This is a genomic window from Fulvivirga sp. AWR4_260 (assembly GCF_056158185.1).
Window position 1 is genome coordinate 3,871,439 of record NZ_JBSWSU010000015.1, and the last position, 14,962, is coordinate 3,886,400.

The following is a 14,962-nucleotide window of genomic DNA, read 5'->3' on the forward strand; positions in this document are numbered from 1 at the left end:
ATACCTATTCGATTAGGGTTTTACTGGCCACTGCCGCGCCCTAATGAAACCGACAATCAATTTTTACCAATCAGGCTTGCTACTAGAGCTTTGCTTGGTGGCTTTATGCTTATTCTGCTGATAGTATTGTATTTCCTTATTCTTCAAGGCTTCAAGAATCATCTGCGCCTTTTCTTCAGAAATATTCATTTTCTCGAGCTTATCACTCACATTTTGCTGCTGTGCATCATTCTTTTCAGATTTTTCATTTTTATCAGTCTTATCTCCGGCCTTAGGTTGTTCTTCTTCTTTCTTTTCATCTCCCTTCTCTCCTTTTTTCTGCTGATCTTCAGACTTTTTATCTTGTTCTTTATCCGGATCTTGCTTGCCTTCTTCTCCGTCCTTGTTTTGCTTATCTTGCTCCCCTTTTTGTTCCTCCTCCTTCTTGTCTTTATCTCCGTCTTTCTTACCGTCCTTATTTTGCTGATCCTTATTTTGCTGATCCTGCTTCTTATCGTCCTTATTCTGTTGATCCTTATCCTGCTGATCTTGGTTATTCTGGTCTTGATCTTGATTGTTCTTTTGACGATCTAGAGCTTTTTTGACCATTTCATAATTATATCGGGCATCCGTATTTTTTGGGTTTGCCTTTAGTGCTTCTTTAAAATGATGTAATGCCTCTTCATATTTTTTAGTTCTATTGGCCATAATACCCAACTGCTGCTGAGCCACCGACCTAACCTCATTAAAACTACTGCTGGTTAACGAGGTGTAATTATTTAGTGCCTGCGCAGTATCTTTTTTATGAAAATATGCATTGGCAAGATTAAGCTGCACATAGTCATCTTCTACATTCATACTATCGAGCAAATAATTATACTTTTTTATTGCTGAGTCAAAGTTACCCTTAGTATAAGCCTCTTTCGCCTCCTTTTTCAAGGAGTTGATCTTAGCAATCCTGTCCAGATCACCAAATGAGGAACTAATGCTAAGTAATATAAATACAAATAGATACTTCATGGCTTGTATTCTAGTTCAACTTTAAAATTATCTATAAAATTGATATTTAATTAAATTTTAATAGTTCTAACACTAATTAAAACGTCAATAAGCAGTAAAATTATTGCAAGCCCAAGGAAATAATAATATCTATTGGCCGTAACATCCATTTGACGCGAATCCCTGAGTTCACCTTCAATGCCATTGATAGTGTTAATTAATCTAGAAACATCATTTTTAGAGGCATTGATTTCAAAATACTTCCCATCCGTTTCTTTAGCTAACCTACGAAGTGTTTTACTATCCAGCCTGGTGACCACATCATTGCCACTATTGTCTTTCTTAAAACCTCTTCCTGTGGGTATTTTACTCCCCTTGTTAGTGCCCACTCCTAAAGTAAAGAGTTTAATTCCCTGCTCTGAAATATCGTCAGCTATAGATTGCGTCTCCTCTCCAAAGTCTTCCCCATCACTAATCAGCACTATTACCTTTGATTTTTGTTGAGTAATTGGTGAGTCATCACTATTAAGCTTATCTAACGCCAAGCGTAGTGGTGGAGCAAAATCAGTTCCTGCATTTGGCACTAATGAAGTGTTTAACGTCTCTATAAATAGATTGAGGGCATTCTGGTCGTAAGTAAGAGGTGCCTGCATAAAAGCTTCTGAAGAGAAAATGATCACCCCTATTCTGTCTGAGCTGAATGCTTCTACAATATTTTTCAATTCAAATTTTATCTTCTCCAACCTTGAAGGTTGCACATCCATTGCATTCATAGATTGAGAAAGATCCACCAAAACGAAAATATCTTTACCTACTGACTTGACCTCTTTTTTAGATTCGCCAAAAGATGGTCCTAATAAGGCCATTATAAAAAGAGCAAAATAAATTGATCTTAAAATTATTTTAATAAAAACCTGTTGATATGGGGTATTGAGTCTGCGAGCAATTCTTATCACTCTAAATAAATAAAGAAAGTAGAATATTATAAACAGAAAAATAAAAGCTATTTCCAGTGTGCTAAACGAATAGAGCCAAGTCATAAATTCTTTTTGTTAATGTTAGCAAGTGGCAAATATAAAGAAGCACCCTTTGCACTCAAATTTTTTAAAAATTTTTAAAAATAAAAATCTGCATTTAGAACGCCTCAGAGGCATTAAATGTTGTTTTTATAAAAAAAATAAAAAAACTTTTAAGAACCGTTTGGAGAAGAGATAATTGTTCCATTATATTTGCACTCGCTTTTACAGAAACGGTTGACACAAAAAGTCAACTACTCGTAAAAGGCCCGGAGAGGTGGGTGAGTGGCTGAAACCAGCAGTTTGCTAAACTGCCGTACCTGTAAAGGTACCGGGGGTTCGAATCCCCCTCTCTCCGCTACTATAAGTAGTAAGGGCATAAGTTCGGGGCATAGCGCAGCCCGGTTAGCGCACCTGGTTTGGGACCAGGGGGTCGCAGGTTCGAATCCTGCTGCCCCGACATAAAAAACCGCTTAATCTTTCAGATTGAGCGGTTTTTTTATTTCCGGTGTAGTTTGTCGGTGTAGTATTCATTGTTTTATCCCTCCTTATTTACTCACTATAAAAGACAAGCCATTGAAACACCTTGAAAAAGAGGTATACAAAGCCCACTCTTACTCACATACTGCGACATAGTTTTACCACACATTTCTTCGTCAAATTCAAGTGCTTTCAGTACATCATTCTAGTAAAACGACAGAGATCTATACTCATGTAGCCAACACCTCTATGAAATTAATTAAAAATCCTTTAGCTTGATTACACAATAGAAATAAGGGAATGTTTGTGTCTCTTATATAATTGGTTGTGCTTAATCAGACCCTATGACAAGAATAATTTACATACTGATTTTTGGAATTCTATTTGGTTGTTCTGACAAACAGGAAAAATTAAATATTGACCGAATAAAAATTGAGATAGAGATGTATCTGGAATTTGAACCTGGTGGATATTTTATTTCTTGGAACGACACATTGTGCTCTGAATTTAAATCTGATTGGAATTATTTACAGAAAAGACCTTACGAACTTTACTGTCATATTTTTAACAAAGAAAGAGATACACTCGGATATTATAGAGGATTAAGTAGTCCAAGACAATTTACTTATTTTCAAACCAAACCAAATACGGACTCAATCATTGACTTGGAATTTTCAGTTGGAATTAATCACTTTTCGGAATTTCTCGCTGAACAATCAGAAGATTATATAAACAGTTTTAATGAAAATTTTGAGGAAAGAATCGAATTTAAGCCTGTAAGAATGGACTTGAAAACTGACTTGAAAAAGAAAATGGAAATTGAATTAATAAATAAAAAAACTAGAGACAATAGTGTAGACGGCTCTGACTCAAATTGAGCCAGAGTGAGCCTCACCCACCACGTAGCGTACGGGTCTGGTACTACACGATTCTTTGAATCTCCGTTTGCTTACTTCAGTGCATGCCTCACGACAAACCACCTCGCGCCTTACTAAGGGATCCTCAGAATTCCCACGCACAAGGGAATTGCACTCTCTGGAATATTTTTGATATATTCATCATTAAATGCCCATATGCAGACAGACTACAAATGAAATCATAGCGCTATAGCGGATGCTATACTTCATGCACTCAACGTTATCAGCAATCTACGCACCGAAAATCATGAAAATTAACAAACCTTTTAACTCTTTAACACGGAACGAATATCTACGATATATTTCGGAGTACAAGAAATATACTGACTTCAACACCCTTGGACTTTATCGATCCCTTCTTGAGAACGATAAGCTTTCGATTGAACATAAAATTGAGATAAGAGAAATTGCGCATCAGAACTTCCTCAAAACTTTTGAATTCCATCAATTAAAGGATCCAAAACATACCTGGAGGTCTCTACTCTCGGACAAGAATTGACTATTGCGGATGAACGCCAAGCGTGGGAGAATATCAGAAAAAATCAGGAGAGTTAATCAAGGATAAGAAATTGAATCATCGGAACTTTGGACAATACTCCAAGCACAATTGCGGGTATGAATCCTGCCCAATGAATGGAATAATGATCAAAGAAGGCTCATGGATGGCCGAATGGCACATGAGGTTTGATTCAGACAGCAACAAATACAACAAACAAGAAAAGTCTGAACAAAGAAAGAAAGATCGTAAAAACAAACAACAAATTGTCAAACAGAATCTCGAGCTAGATTAAAACCGATAAAAGGTGATATAACCAATAGTCAAACTATCAATTTGAAACTTCCGAGCAAACCTTCCATGAAGCAAGCCATTCTACCTCCTTCATACTTCTGCCGCTTTCCTTTTTTTACGAACTTTAAACTTGCAGCATACCGTGATTCTCCACAGGTACTTGTGCAAAGTTTCTTGTTATGTTTACAGGTGACAGCCTCAAGCTGGCGCCTCCTATCACATGCATTCCCAAAATAATGATTGTGACGTTCATCTAATTTCACTACTTTTCCTCACAGAAATTTACAATAGTCATCCCAAGCGTAACTGCTGCATGCAAGACAGAAAACAACTTTGAAAGATTTACATGAATATTTCAACTCCATCTCCCCCCTCCACAATACTACTTGGGATATAATTCAAAAGATTTTTAGCGAATTGTCTATAGAAAAAGGAGCATACTTCACAGAAGAAGGTAAAACATCAAAAAAGATAGGCTTTCTTAAAGAAGGAATCATGCGGGCGTTTTATCGTAACAGTGATGGCATTGAATACAATAAACACTTTTTCATAGAGCATAGCATGGTTGGAGGCTTCTCTTCCTTGGTTTCTCAATCACCCAACCTTATCAATCAACAAGCACTAACAGATTGTAAATTATTAGTAGCTGATTATCAAAAAATAACAAATCTATTCAACCAACACCAAGATTTAGAGCGATTTGCGAGAATTGTGGCTGAAAAATATTTTATTGAAAAGGAAAAGAGAGAAGTTGAATTAGTTGTATTAAATGCAGATAAAAGATATGATATTTTTCTAAAAGAATACCCCGGATTAGAACAACTTATCCCTCAATATCATATAGCATCATACTTGGGAATAACCCCAACCCAACTAAGCCGAATTAGGCGTAAAAACAGAAAATCATAAATTCATTTACATATGTAAATGTCTAACGAAATACATATCCATTCCTTTATGATTCATTAAAACGATAAAACCATGAATCATCAAAAGAATGAATTTATTAACCCAAAAGAATTATTTAACCCCACTAGAAATGGCTTTTCTCACATAGCCAAAGTTTGCTCAGCAAAGGAGCTCTTTTACTTTTCTGGGCAATGGGCTTCTGACACAAATGGAAAATTAGTCTCAGAAGATTTCGAAGAGCAGGTTACCCAGACGGTCTTAAATATTAAAACAGCACTAGAGTCCGTAGCACTTTCTATTGATAACGTAGTAAAACAAACCATTTTCATTGTGGATTTCACACCAGAAAAAAAACAAATACTAATTGACATCGCCTCTAAGGTTTGGAAGAGCCAAAACCTGCCTGCTAGCACCATAGTACCTCTACCACTCTTAGCCACTGCACCAAATTGCCTTATAGAAATTGAAATTATAGCTTCAAAATAAGAGTTATCTGCACAGAAATTTAAGCACAAAAAATAAAGTTTCTATACAAAACAAAACCGAATCCTTATATACTGATATTCAAAGCACTATAATTAAAGCTAATATCAATACCATAATTACTTCGTTTATATAATCTTTTTAGTTAAATTAATATAAAACCAGAGACAACAAAGAGCCCATTACTTTTACTACAACATCAAATTTGACAATAAACTTAAAACTTAGAGGAACATTTACAACTAGCCTTCTACAAAACGAAAGTCAACCTAACCTCAGAAATAACGCTTTTACAATCATCAACTTGAAATAAAATTTTGAGTTTGGAAATAAAGTAATGAATGAAAATAGTAAGCAATTACTCAGAAAACAAAGAAGGGCTCAGGCTACTTTTCAATAATGAAATTAAAATGTACAGCAGATTCCAAGTACAAACTAACATCTTGGAAGTTGAAGTTTTTTATGAAGATGCATTCGCCTATGCCTTTAAAGAAATTCACATTTTATTGAGCCATAAGCATTTACACAACAGACTGACTCACAAAGATATATTGCTGTTAAAAAAATTATACAACTCAAAAAACTCAGGGACCATTAAATTTGAAAATGAGCTTAACGCGTGTTGGTTAACCATATTACAACACCTTAATAAGCACTACAAAAACGTAAAAAATTGTGGAGATCATATTCTTTTAAATAGTTCGGATTACACTGCGATCAAAATATATCTTTGCAACTGGTATTTCAACATCACTTCTATACTAATGAATTTTGACGAGGCTTATAGAGGAGTGCAACGTTATAATGCTATTACAAAATCACGATCAGAAGTGATTTACCCACAGTACTAATGTTTTAACTGCCCCATGCATTAAAGCTAAAAACCACAACATTTCCCAGATTTAATACATGTAAAGCCTGGCCTTAATCTAATCATAATCGGTGTAAGGTTGAAGCACTAATAAGCTAGATAATCCGTTTATTAATGATTATTATTGTACATAAAACATTATCATTATGAATATCAGAAAAACAACACTATTCTTTGTTCTTAGCTTATTTATATTAAGTTTCACTTCATGTATGGACAATTCGGATGAAATACAACCGAAGAGAGATAATGAAGATTTGACAGTTGGGGGCAATGGAGAAGACGCTGGCGACAGATAATAATCTCATGAAATTTTATATTGCCATGTAAGGTTTTTGCAGTTATTAGTTTGGTCTATTTAAAGATAATTAGAGAATTTAGCAAATTCCTAATTAACCTAACTAAGTACTATGCCTAAATCAAACCTACTTTCCTATCTTAACAGAGTAGGAGCGCTTCTTTTTATCTCATTGGCTCTCTTTTCATGTAACCAATATGAAGAGGAAGCTGTAGAGTTATCTCAGTCAACTCCTGAGTTAATGTCCACATTAAAAAGCGACATAAGTGATAAATCAAAATTAGAGGTATATCACCAACTCTATAAAATCAATAAATATTCTAACCCCGAGGCTGCATATGCATTTTTGGAAGATGAATTGAAGTTGTCTGAAAAAACCTCCAACAAGCTACACTTAGCATTATCATTGCATGGATTAGGATATTTTCATAATGCTAACGGAGAATACGAAAAAGCTGTTAACAATTATTTAAATGCCTTTGACCTTTTCAATGATTTAGGTGATGAAGCTAGAGGTGCAGACGAGCTTTTAAATATTGGTTTTGTCTTTTTAAGAGCCGATGACTATAAAGATGCGCTTGCCTATTTTAAAAAGGCATCTTCTGTATACGAAAAAAACAATGACTTTGAATATCTAATAAAAAGTCAGTTAAATATAGCAACATGCCTCTCAAGCGAACAGTTACATGCGTTCAGTGAGGCCGAATCGCACTTTTCGAAAGCCATTTCGATCCAGAAAAGCTTTAACCCCTCAGATTACAACAGACTTGCCTACATAACCAATGAACTAGGACGAGTTATTTTTCTACAAGAAAAGTATGATGAGGCCATTAACACTTATAGCGAGGCCATCAAGTTTGCAGAAGACAACAATGTATTCAAAAGCAACATTTATTATAATATAGCCGAAGCCTATTTATATAATCAACAATATGATGAAGCATTGAATTGGGTTGAATTAGCGGAAGAATTACCAAATGCATCTACCAACAACAAAGTTGTAGCCATAGAAAGAGCCAACATAGCCATAGAAGTGCATCAGGCCCTAGGCAATTATAATGAAGCGGCTAAGCATATTACCTATATCATAAATAAATACAATGACAATACTATTAGCACAGCCTTTTCAAAAACACTAGACTTAGCCATAGATAATCACAAAGCACTAATTGCATCAAACCGTAATTTAAGCTACGACAAAATCTTCCATGTTTATGACCTGAAAGAGCATCAAGAAAAATTAATGGAAGAGTTTAATAAATTAGACAAAGAGCCATTATTAATAGCCCTAACCAAGGAAGTTAAAAACCACGAAATAGAAGTAAAGCAGGCTAGCCTATCTAATGAGAGGTGGTTAATCGCAAAATCTGTAGGGACGCTAGTACTTATTTTATTAGCAGCATTTACTATGGCCTACAGAGCTTACATTAAGAATAAAACTATTAGAGAAGATTTTCAACACAGAATGAAAGTCGGCATGGAAAATCTTAACAAACCCACAGAAGAGCTCTTAAAACTCATAACCCCGACAGATGATTTATTAACCATGAAAACTCAAATTGATGAGCTCGAATCTTATCAACAAAACAAGAGCTAAATCAATAAAACTTATAACAAAAAAGCCTGATTCTATCAGGCTTTTTTGTTATTCAGAAGGCTTCAAAAAACCAGTGACATAATTAAGCTTAATATTCATATCGTAAACTTCTTTAATCTTCGCCTCAAGCAGCATAGCCATATGTTCACTATATTCTAAAACCTGATTTAGATCTTCATCATCGGTTTCTTTATACCTATCTTGCACCTCTGACAATAGGGTTCTATAAGTCATAATTTCATCTGTAGTAAATATAAGGCTTTGTTTTGCTCCCTCCTCCCCTGCATGATTTTTAAGAGAAGACACCTTATCCTCCACTAACTCATTTATAGATACATTGAGAAATGCGGCTATCTTTTTTAGCATAAAAGCTCGCGGAGACCTTTTGCCTGTTTCAAAAAATGATAACGTAGATTTAGAAATACTCAGCGCATCGGCCATCTCGCTTTGCTTAATCCCCTTACGCTTTCTCAATTTGGAAATATTTTCGGCTAAAGTATTCGGATTATCCAAAATAAAATTAATAAAATTTACAATAAGAAATATCAAAACTACTCAAAGTAAAATTAATTACAATTAATAAATTTTTACTCTCCTGCCATCAAAAATCATTGGTTCTCTAGCTCAGCTATGCTCAGCAGCATACCCTTAAAACACACATACATCTAAGCCGGAATCAACGCTAAAAAAACCTTACTAATGAATGAGAAGACTCACCTCAGCCTCATTGAATAATATCCGCTTTGCGCCAACATTGTGCTGTCTATTAGTTATTTTTGTTTAACTGCAAAACAGTTTAACCCTCAAATTAAACTACTATGAAAGATGTATATATTGTAGCTGCCGTAAGAACTCCAATCGGAAGTTTCGGTGGTAGTTTATCTGGCTTTACAGCCACTCAATTAGGAAGTATAGCCATAAAAGGCGCTTTCAGCAAAATAAGCTTATCTCCCGATGAGGTAAACGAAGTATACCTAGGTAACGTAATATCTGCTGGCCTTGGCCAAGCCCCCGCAAGGCAAACAGCCCTTAGTGCAGGCATTGGACATAATGTACCGTGTACTACTGTAAACAAGGTATGTGCTTCAGGCATGAAGGCTGTAGCCTTAGGCGCACAGAGCATTATGCTAGGCATTAACGATGTAGTGGTTACTGGTGGCTTCGAAAGCATGTCTAATGTACCTTACTACGTCCCCAAGGCTCGCTACGGATACAAATATGGGCACGGCCAACTATTAGATGGATTAATGCATGATGGCTTATGGGAGGCATACAACAATTTCCCTATGGGCAACTGCGCAGACAATACTGCAAAGGAGATGAACATTACCAGAGAAATGCAAGACGAATACGCTATCAATTCTTATAAAAGATCTGCTGCCGCTTGGGAATCTGGCAAGTTTAAAAATGAAATAGTGCCTGTAGAAATTCCACAGCGCAAAGGTGACCCTAAAATATTTGACGAAGATGAAGAGTACAAAAATGTGTTTTTTGACAAAATACCGTCACTAAGACCTGTATTCGACAAAGAAGGAACGGTAACAGCGGCCAATGCATCTACAATTAATGACGGTGCATCCGCCATTATTCTTGTTAGCGAAGAGAAGCTGAAGGCCTTAGGTCTAACACCATTAGCAAAAATAAGAGGTTTTGCCGATGCAGCACAAGACCCTTTATGGTTCACTACCGCTCCTTCATTGGCTATACCCAAAGCTCTTAAACACGCAAACATCAGCCCTGAAGAGGTTGATTTTTACGAAATCAATGAAGCATTTTCTGCAGTGGCCATCGCCAACAATATGCAACTAAAATTAGACCCCGAAAAGGTAAATATAAACGGTGGTGCCGTAGCCTTAGGTCACCCTCTGGGTTGCAGCGGAGCCAGAATACTGACAACCCTGACCAACGTTTTACATCAAAATAATGCCAAAATAGGCGTTGCAGGTATTTGCAATGGTGGTGGCGGAGCTTCCGCATTAGTGATAGAAAAGCTGTAATACCACACACAATAATATTATATTAAGCCTTGCGTTATCTACGTAAGGCTTTCTATTTCAAATAAATAGACATTATCTGTATATGAATAAGTTAACCACTATTTTATTGGTATTTGCTCCGCTGGCACTCAACGCTCAGCATGAAGTTCACACTTACTATGATGATAATAATGAAAAAATCAAGGAAATATACGCCACCAACGATAATGATTCTACCATAAAAAATGGCAAATACACCAAGTACTATCACACTCCAAACACGGCAATAGAAGTAAACGGTATTTTCAAAGAAGGAAAAAAAGAAGGTCCGTTTGTTGAATATTACACCACAGGAACAAAAAAAGAGTAGTCAACTACCTAGGAGATAAGAAAGAAGGAGAAGTAATTGTTTATGCGCCTAATGGAGATATAGTACAAAAAGCTTACTACACTAACAATGAGCTTAGCGACAGCCTGAAGATATACCACAACAATGGACAGCTGAAAACGGAAAGCTCTTTTTACAACGGAAAACCTAATGGCTTACTGAAAGAGTACTACCCTACTGGCATTTTAAAGCAAGAAATAAATTATAAAAATGGCGAACAAACGGGAGTAACCAAACTCTATTACCCGGAAGGTAATTTAATGACAGAAGCCAATTATTTAAAAGGAATCCCTAACGGATACTACAATACTTACTTCCCTTCAGGCAAACTGCAGACTGAATCTTTCATGGAAGATGGCAAGAAAACAGGAACATTTAAAACATACAACGAAGCAGGCCAACTTTTGACCATAGGCCATTATAAAAATGGTGAATTGCACGGAGAAAACTTGGGCTACTACCCTAATGGCAATATAGAACACAAACTTCAGTATGCCAATGGCAAACTCACCGGCACTAATGAGTCTTATTACCTTAATGGTCAGGTAAAAACTAAAACTACCATTACCAAAAGCCAAGAAGAAAAGAAAATATCAGAGTATGATAGCATGGGGCAAATCACATTATACCACGAGTATTTTAAAGGAGAACCCCATGGCACATGGAAATATTTTTACCCCGATAAAACACTAAAAAAAGTGGAGCCATACACCAACGGCAAGCTCAATGGCACTGTGTACAGCTATCATAGTAATGGAAAAATGGCCAGCGAAGGAGAATACAAATTTGATGCAAGATTTGGAGTGTTTAAAACCTATTATGCCAATGGGCAACTGAAAAGCAACACTCCATATCATGCCAATAAGCAGCATGGAAACTATGAAGAATACCACGAAAATGGAGTACAAAAGGTAAAAGGAAAATATGCAGGAGGTAAAAAGGTGGAGTCATGGAAATACTTCAACGAAGATGGAGACCTCACAAAAACAGAGAATTATAAAAATGGGATGCTCACCAAAGTGAAAGAGCATAACAAGGAAAAATAATTACATTGCCTAACCAAAAGAATATTAAACATTTGCTTTTAAACTCTATACTAGGTAGCTAAATTTGTACGCTTCTATGAAAGCACTTAAAGAAACTCATTTCGCCTTTAGAAATCAGACGAATTTTTACAGAGGTAAAGTTCGTGATATCTATTATTTCGCAGATAAGATGGTAATGATTGCCACCGACCGCATTTCTGCTTTTGATGTTGTTTTACCTGAGCCTATTCCTTTTAAAGGGCAGGTCTTAAACGAAATAGCAAAAAAGAATCTTGAAGCTACCAGAGACATTTGCCCTAACTGGCTGGAAAGCAATCCGGACCCCAACATTTCCATTGGTGTTAAATGCGAACCATTCCCAGTTGAAATGGTTATTAGGGGCTATCTGGCAGGTCATGCGTGGAGAGAATACAGAGATGGTAAAAGAACACTCTGCGGAGTATCATTACCAGAAGGACTTAAGGAAAACGATAAGCTTCCTACGCCCATCATCACTCCTACCACAAAAGCACACGAAGGCCATGATGAAGACATTTCTAGAGAAGAGATACTGAAACAAGGCTTAGTATCAGAAGAAGATTACACAGTACTAGAAAACTACACTAAAAAACTATTTGCCAGAGGCACTGAACTTGCAGCCAAGCAAGGTCTTATATTGGTAGACACCAAGTATGAGTTTGGCAAACAGGGAGAGGAGATTTTCTTAATTGACGAAATACATACACCTGATTCATCACGTTATTTTTATGCTGAAGGCTACCAAGACAGACAAAATAAAGGAGAGGCTCAAAAACAGCTCTCGAAGGAATTTGTAAGGCAGTGGTTAATATCAGAAGGTTTTCAAGGTAAAGATGGCCAGCAAATACCAGAAATGACAACAGAAGTAGTGAACTCTATATCAGAAAGATACCTTGAACTTTACGAAAAAGTAACCGGAGAAAAGCTTAACCAGCAAGACTATAGCAACGTAGAAGAAAGAATAGAAGGAGTTATTAAGGCATATGCTGAACAATAATTTCTGAACATTACCGCATTATTAGAGTTTAAATGTATTAATGCTTTTAACAAAGCAGTAAAAGCAAACGAGACATGAAGTATACAATTGACAAACAAGATAAATACAGCTTATTAAAGCTACACGAAGAAAAATTAGATTCGAGCATTGCTCCTAATTTAAAATCGGAGTTAATTACCACGCACGCTGAAGGGGTTAAAAACATTATTCTTGACCTTTCGGATGTAAAATACACAGACTCTTCTGGCCTCAGCGCCTTATTAGTAGGCAACAGAGTGATAGAAGAAGATGGGGGTATATTTGTACTTGCTGGCTTATCTGAGCACACTGAAAAGCTAATTAAAATATCACAATTAGACAGTGTATTCAACATCTTGCCAACTGTAGACGAGGCTATTGATGCAGTTTTTATGAATGAACTGGAAAATGACCTCAGAAGTGGTGATGACGATGATAACTAAGAACTAGCACTAATTTGACATTTCAATTAAAAATACTTGGATCAAATTCAGCTACGCCTGCCTATGGCAGGCACCACACTGCTCAACTTTTACAGATAAGGAACCACCACTTCCTTATCGATTGTGGTGAGGCAACTCAAATTCAACTTACACGATACAAATGTAAGACACTTAGAATCAACCACATTTTTATAAGCCACCTCCATGGCGATCATTATTTAGGCTTAATGGGCCTTATATTCACCATGCACTTGCTTCAGCGCTCTGCTGATTTATATATTTATGGCCAAAAAGGGCTTAGAGAAATCATCACTACACAATTAAAGTACTCTGACACATCTCTAAACTATAAAATTGTATTTCATGAGTTGGACCACACCGCTTCAGAAGTACTTTTTGAAGATAAGTACGTTACGGTAAGAAGCTTCCCTCTCAACCATAGAATTCCTTGCACAGGCTTTACTTTTGAAGAAAAGCCTAAACCAATCCGCATCAATAAAGACAAACTACCTATTAATTTTTCGCTAGCAAACATTGGCGAATTAAAGAAAGGCAATGACATATTCGATGAAGAGGGACAATTATTATTTAAAAATGAAGAGCTAACGTTGCCTCCAAAAAAATCAAGGAAATACGCATACTGTTCCGATACAAAATACGAACCAAGTGTTATTCCTCATATAGAAAATGCTGACCTGCTATATCATGAAGCCACCTTCTTAAATGAGAAGGCTTTTTGGGCAGAGCAAACATTCCATTCTACTACTGCTCAGGCTGCTCAAATAGCCATAGCTGCAAAGGTAAAACAGTTGGCCATAGGGCATTACTCAGCCAGATACAAAGACCTGACCCCATTCCTAGAAGAAACACAAGCCGTTTTTCCTCACACAGTATTAGCTACAGAAGGTGAAACTATCCTTGTTCCTGACTTATGACAAAAACACTTGACAAAAGAACCAACCTATTTATAGTATTAAGTGGCATATTTCTAACCAATGCATTACTGGCAGAGTTAGTAGGCACAAAAATCTTTTCACTAGAGTCTACTTTTGGTTTTGAACCAGCCCAAATCCCCATGTTTGGAGACTGGGTACTAGACTTTAACTTAACTGCTGGCGTAGTACTTTGGCCAGTGGTGTTCATTTCTACTGATATTATCAATGAGTATTTTGGTAAATCGGGCGTAAAAAAAATAAGTTACTTAACCGTAATTCTTATTGCTTATTCGTTCATTATAATTTCAGTAGTAAGCCATTTAGACCCAGCTTCATTTTGGCTAGATGTAAATAGCACAGATGCTGATGGCAACAGCTTCAATATCAGCTACGCCTTTAACAAGGTTTTTCTCCAAGGTTCAAGAATAATTATAGGCTCGTTGGCTGCATTTTTAATTGGCCAACTGCTCGATGTATACGTTTTTCACCAGCTTAGACATGTTACAGGCAGTAAGCATCTATGGATCAGAGCTACAGGCTCTACGCTAGTATCTCAGCTAGTAGATAGCTTTGTAGTACTTTTTGTAGCCTTTTACCTTCTGGCTCCGGAAAACTCCAAGTGGCCATTATTACAAGTAGCCTCTGTAGGCATCATTAATTACATATACAAGTTTGTGATAGCCATAATAATGACACCACTCCTTTATGTAACTCACTACCTAATAGACAATTACTTAGGAAAAGATAAAGCAGAAGAAATGATAGAAAATGCCGCATCAAAGAGCGGCAAATTCTTCTAAAT

17 protein-coding genes and 2 tRNA genes are annotated in these 14,962 nt (G+C 36.4%); 16 read left to right on the plus strand and 3 right to left on the minus strand.

Going from position 1 to position 14,962, the window contains the following annotated elements; all coding sequences use genetic code 11:
• Window positions 1–63: 63 nt before the first annotated feature.
• Both ACXACQ_RS22170 and ACXACQ_RS22175 read right to left on the minus strand, forming a co-directional pair.
• On the minus strand, window positions 64–999 hold the full coding sequence (locus tag ACXACQ_RS22170) for a tetratricopeptide repeat protein (RefSeq protein WP_474978196.1): 936 nt from the start codon (window positions 997–999) through the stop codon (window positions 64–66).
• 50 nt (window positions 1,000–1,049) lie between these two features.
• Window positions 1,050–1,844, minus strand: a complete 795-nt coding sequence (locus tag ACXACQ_RS22175) for a vWA domain-containing protein (RefSeq protein WP_474978197.1) — start codon at window positions 1,842–1,844, stop codon at window positions 1,050–1,052.
• A gap of 421 nt (window positions 1,845–2,265) precedes the next feature.
• Here ACXACQ_RS22175 and ACXACQ_RS22180 point away from each other — a divergent pair.
• The 9 genes from ACXACQ_RS22180 (at window position 2,266) to ACXACQ_RS22220 (ending at window position 8,339) form a co-directional block, all read left to right on the plus strand.
• A tRNA-Ser gene (locus ACXACQ_RS22180) sits at window positions 2,266–2,352 on the plus strand.
• Between the two features lie 27 nt (window positions 2,353–2,379).
• Window positions 2,380–2,454: transfer RNA gene (locus tag ACXACQ_RS22185), tRNA-Pro, on the plus strand.
• A gap of 364 nt (window positions 2,455–2,818) precedes the next feature.
• Window positions 2,819–3,352 carry a hypothetical protein gene (locus ACXACQ_RS22190; protein ID WP_474978198.1) on the plus strand — a complete coding sequence of 178 codons (534 nt, stop codon included), beginning with the start codon at window positions 2,819–2,821 and terminating at the stop codon, window positions 3,350–3,352.
• Between the two features lie 668 nt (window positions 3,353–4,020).
• Entirely contained in the window at window positions 4,021–4,182 is a 162-nt protein-coding gene (locus tag ACXACQ_RS22195; RefSeq protein ID WP_474978199.1) for a hypothetical protein, read from the plus strand.
• 332 nt (window positions 4,183–4,514) lie between these two features.
• Complete coding sequence (locus ACXACQ_RS22200) at window positions 4,515–5,090, plus strand: Crp/Fnr family transcriptional regulator (RefSeq protein WP_474978200.1); 576 nt, start codon at window positions 4,515–4,517, stop codon at window positions 5,088–5,090.
• A 72-nt stretch (window positions 5,091–5,162) separates the two neighbouring features.
• The gene (locus ACXACQ_RS22205) at window positions 5,163–5,576 is read left to right on the plus strand and encodes a RidA family protein (RefSeq protein WP_474978201.1); all 414 of its coding nucleotides are present in this window, start codon (window positions 5,163–5,165) and stop codon (window positions 5,574–5,576) included.
• Window positions 5,577–5,914: 338 nt separating this feature from the next.
• The gene (locus ACXACQ_RS22210) at window positions 5,915–6,424 is read left to right on the plus strand and encodes a hypothetical protein (protein WP_474978202.1); all 510 of its coding nucleotides are present in this window, start codon (window positions 5,915–5,917) and stop codon (window positions 6,422–6,424) included.
• A gap of 166 nt (window positions 6,425–6,590) precedes the next feature.
• Window positions 6,591–6,743 (plus strand): hypothetical protein, encoded by a 153-nt coding sequence (locus ACXACQ_RS22215; RefSeq protein WP_474978203.1) that lies wholly within the window; start codon window positions 6,591–6,593, stop codon window positions 6,741–6,743.
• A 111-nt stretch (window positions 6,744–6,854) separates the two neighbouring features.
• Entirely contained in the window at window positions 6,855–8,339 is a 1,485-nt protein-coding gene (locus ACXACQ_RS22220) for a tetratricopeptide repeat protein (protein ID WP_474978204.1), read from the plus strand.
• Between the two features lie 48 nt (window positions 8,340–8,387).
• On the opposite strand, the gene ACXACQ_RS22225 is transcribed toward ACXACQ_RS22220, so the two are convergent.
• Window positions 8,388–8,852 (minus strand): helix-turn-helix domain-containing protein, encoded by a 465-nt coding sequence (locus tag ACXACQ_RS22225; RefSeq protein ID WP_474978205.1) that lies wholly within the window; start codon window positions 8,850–8,852, stop codon window positions 8,388–8,390.
• A gap of 305 nt (window positions 8,853–9,157) precedes the next feature.
• Here ACXACQ_RS22225 and ACXACQ_RS22230 point away from each other — a divergent pair, with 305 nt between their 5' ends.
• The 7 genes from ACXACQ_RS22230 to ACXACQ_RS22260 all read left to right on the plus strand — a co-directional run bounded on the left by ACXACQ_RS22230 (window position 9,158) and on the right by ACXACQ_RS22260 (window position 14,960).
• Complete coding sequence (locus ACXACQ_RS22230; RefSeq protein WP_474978206.1) at window positions 9,158–10,336, plus strand: acetyl-CoA C-acyltransferase; 1,179 nt, start codon at window positions 9,158–9,160, stop codon at window positions 10,334–10,336.
• Window positions 10,337–10,418: 82 nt separating this feature from the next.
• Window positions 10,419–10,685, plus strand: a complete 267-nt coding sequence (locus tag ACXACQ_RS22235; protein ID WP_474978207.1) for a hypothetical protein — start codon at window positions 10,419–10,421, stop codon at window positions 10,683–10,685.
• Between the two features lie 131 nt (window positions 10,686–10,816).
• The gene (locus ACXACQ_RS22240) at window positions 10,817–11,749 is read left to right on the plus strand and encodes a toxin-antitoxin system YwqK family antitoxin (RefSeq protein ID WP_474978496.1); all 933 of its coding nucleotides are present in this window, start codon (window positions 10,817–10,819) and stop codon (window positions 11,747–11,749) included.
• Window positions 11,750–11,825: 76 nt separating this feature from the next.
• Window positions 11,826–12,764, plus strand: coding sequence for a phosphoribosylaminoimidazolesuccinocarboxamide synthase (locus tag ACXACQ_RS22245; protein ID WP_474978208.1), 939 nt, complete (start codon window positions 11,826–11,828; stop codon window positions 12,762–12,764).
• Window positions 12,765–12,838: 74 nt separating this feature from the next.
• On the plus strand, window positions 12,839–13,225 hold the full coding sequence (locus ACXACQ_RS22250; protein ID WP_474978209.1) for an STAS domain-containing protein: 387 nt from the start codon (window positions 12,839–12,841) through the stop codon (window positions 13,223–13,225).
• Window positions 13,226–13,239: 14 nt separating this feature from the next.
• Window positions 13,240–14,160, plus strand: a complete 921-nt coding sequence (locus ACXACQ_RS22255; RefSeq protein ID WP_474978210.1) for a ribonuclease Z — start codon at window positions 13,240–13,242, stop codon at window positions 14,158–14,160.
• The gene (locus ACXACQ_RS22260) at window positions 14,157–14,960 is read left to right on the plus strand and encodes a queuosine precursor transporter (RefSeq protein ID WP_474978211.1); all 804 of its coding nucleotides are present in this window, start codon (window positions 14,157–14,159) and stop codon (window positions 14,958–14,960) included. Before ACXACQ_RS22255 ends, ACXACQ_RS22260 begins: the two co-directional genes overlap by 4 nt.
• Window positions 14,961–14,962 lie beyond the last annotated feature (2 nt).

Excerpts from the sequence above, each read along its gene's own strand:
- ACXACQ_RS22170 (WP_474978196.1), bottom strand. The coding sequence starts at position 999 with ATGAAGTATCTATTTGTATTTATATTACTTAGCATTAGTTCCTCATTT.
- ACXACQ_RS22245 (WP_474978208.1), top strand. The coding sequence starts at position 11,826 with ATGAAAGCACTTAAAGAAACTCATTTCGCCTTTAGAAATCAGACGAAT.
- ACXACQ_RS22195 (WP_474978199.1), top strand. The coding sequence starts at position 4,021 with ATGAATGGAATAATGATCAAAGAAGGCTCATGGATGGCCGAATGGCAC.
- ACXACQ_RS22205 (WP_474978201.1), top strand. The coding sequence starts at position 5,163 with ATGAATCATCAAAAGAATGAATTTATTAACCCAAAAGAATTATTTAAC.
- ACXACQ_RS22215 (WP_474978203.1), top strand. The coding sequence starts at position 6,591 with ATGAATATCAGAAAAACAACACTATTCTTTGTTCTTAGCTTATTTATA.
- ACXACQ_RS22190 (WP_474978198.1), top strand. The coding sequence starts at position 2,819 with ATGACAAGAATAATTTACATACTGATTTTTGGAATTCTATTTGGTTGT.
- ACXACQ_RS22260 (WP_474978211.1), top strand. The coding sequence starts at position 14,157 with ATGACAAAAACACTTGACAAAAGAACCAACCTATTTATAGTATTAAGT.
- ACXACQ_RS22230 (WP_474978206.1), top strand. The coding sequence starts at position 9,158 with ATGAAAGATGTATATATTGTAGCTGCCGTAAGAACTCCAATCGGAAGT.
- ACXACQ_RS22210 (WP_474978202.1), top strand. The coding sequence starts at position 5,915 with ATGAAAATAGTAAGCAATTACTCAGAAAACAAAGAAGGGCTCAGGCTA.
- ACXACQ_RS22220 (WP_474978204.1), top strand. The coding sequence starts at position 6,855 with ATGCCTAAATCAAACCTACTTTCCTATCTTAACAGAGTAGGAGCGCTT.
- ACXACQ_RS22235 (WP_474978207.1), top strand. The coding sequence starts at position 10,419 with ATGAATAAGTTAACCACTATTTTATTGGTATTTGCTCCGCTGGCACTC.
- ACXACQ_RS22175 (WP_474978197.1), bottom strand. The coding sequence starts at position 1,844 with ATGGCCTTATTAGGACCATCTTTTGGCGAATCTAAAAAAGAGGTCAAG.
- ACXACQ_RS22250 (WP_474978209.1), top strand. The coding sequence starts at position 12,839 with ATGAAGTATACAATTGACAAACAAGATAAATACAGCTTATTAAAGCTA.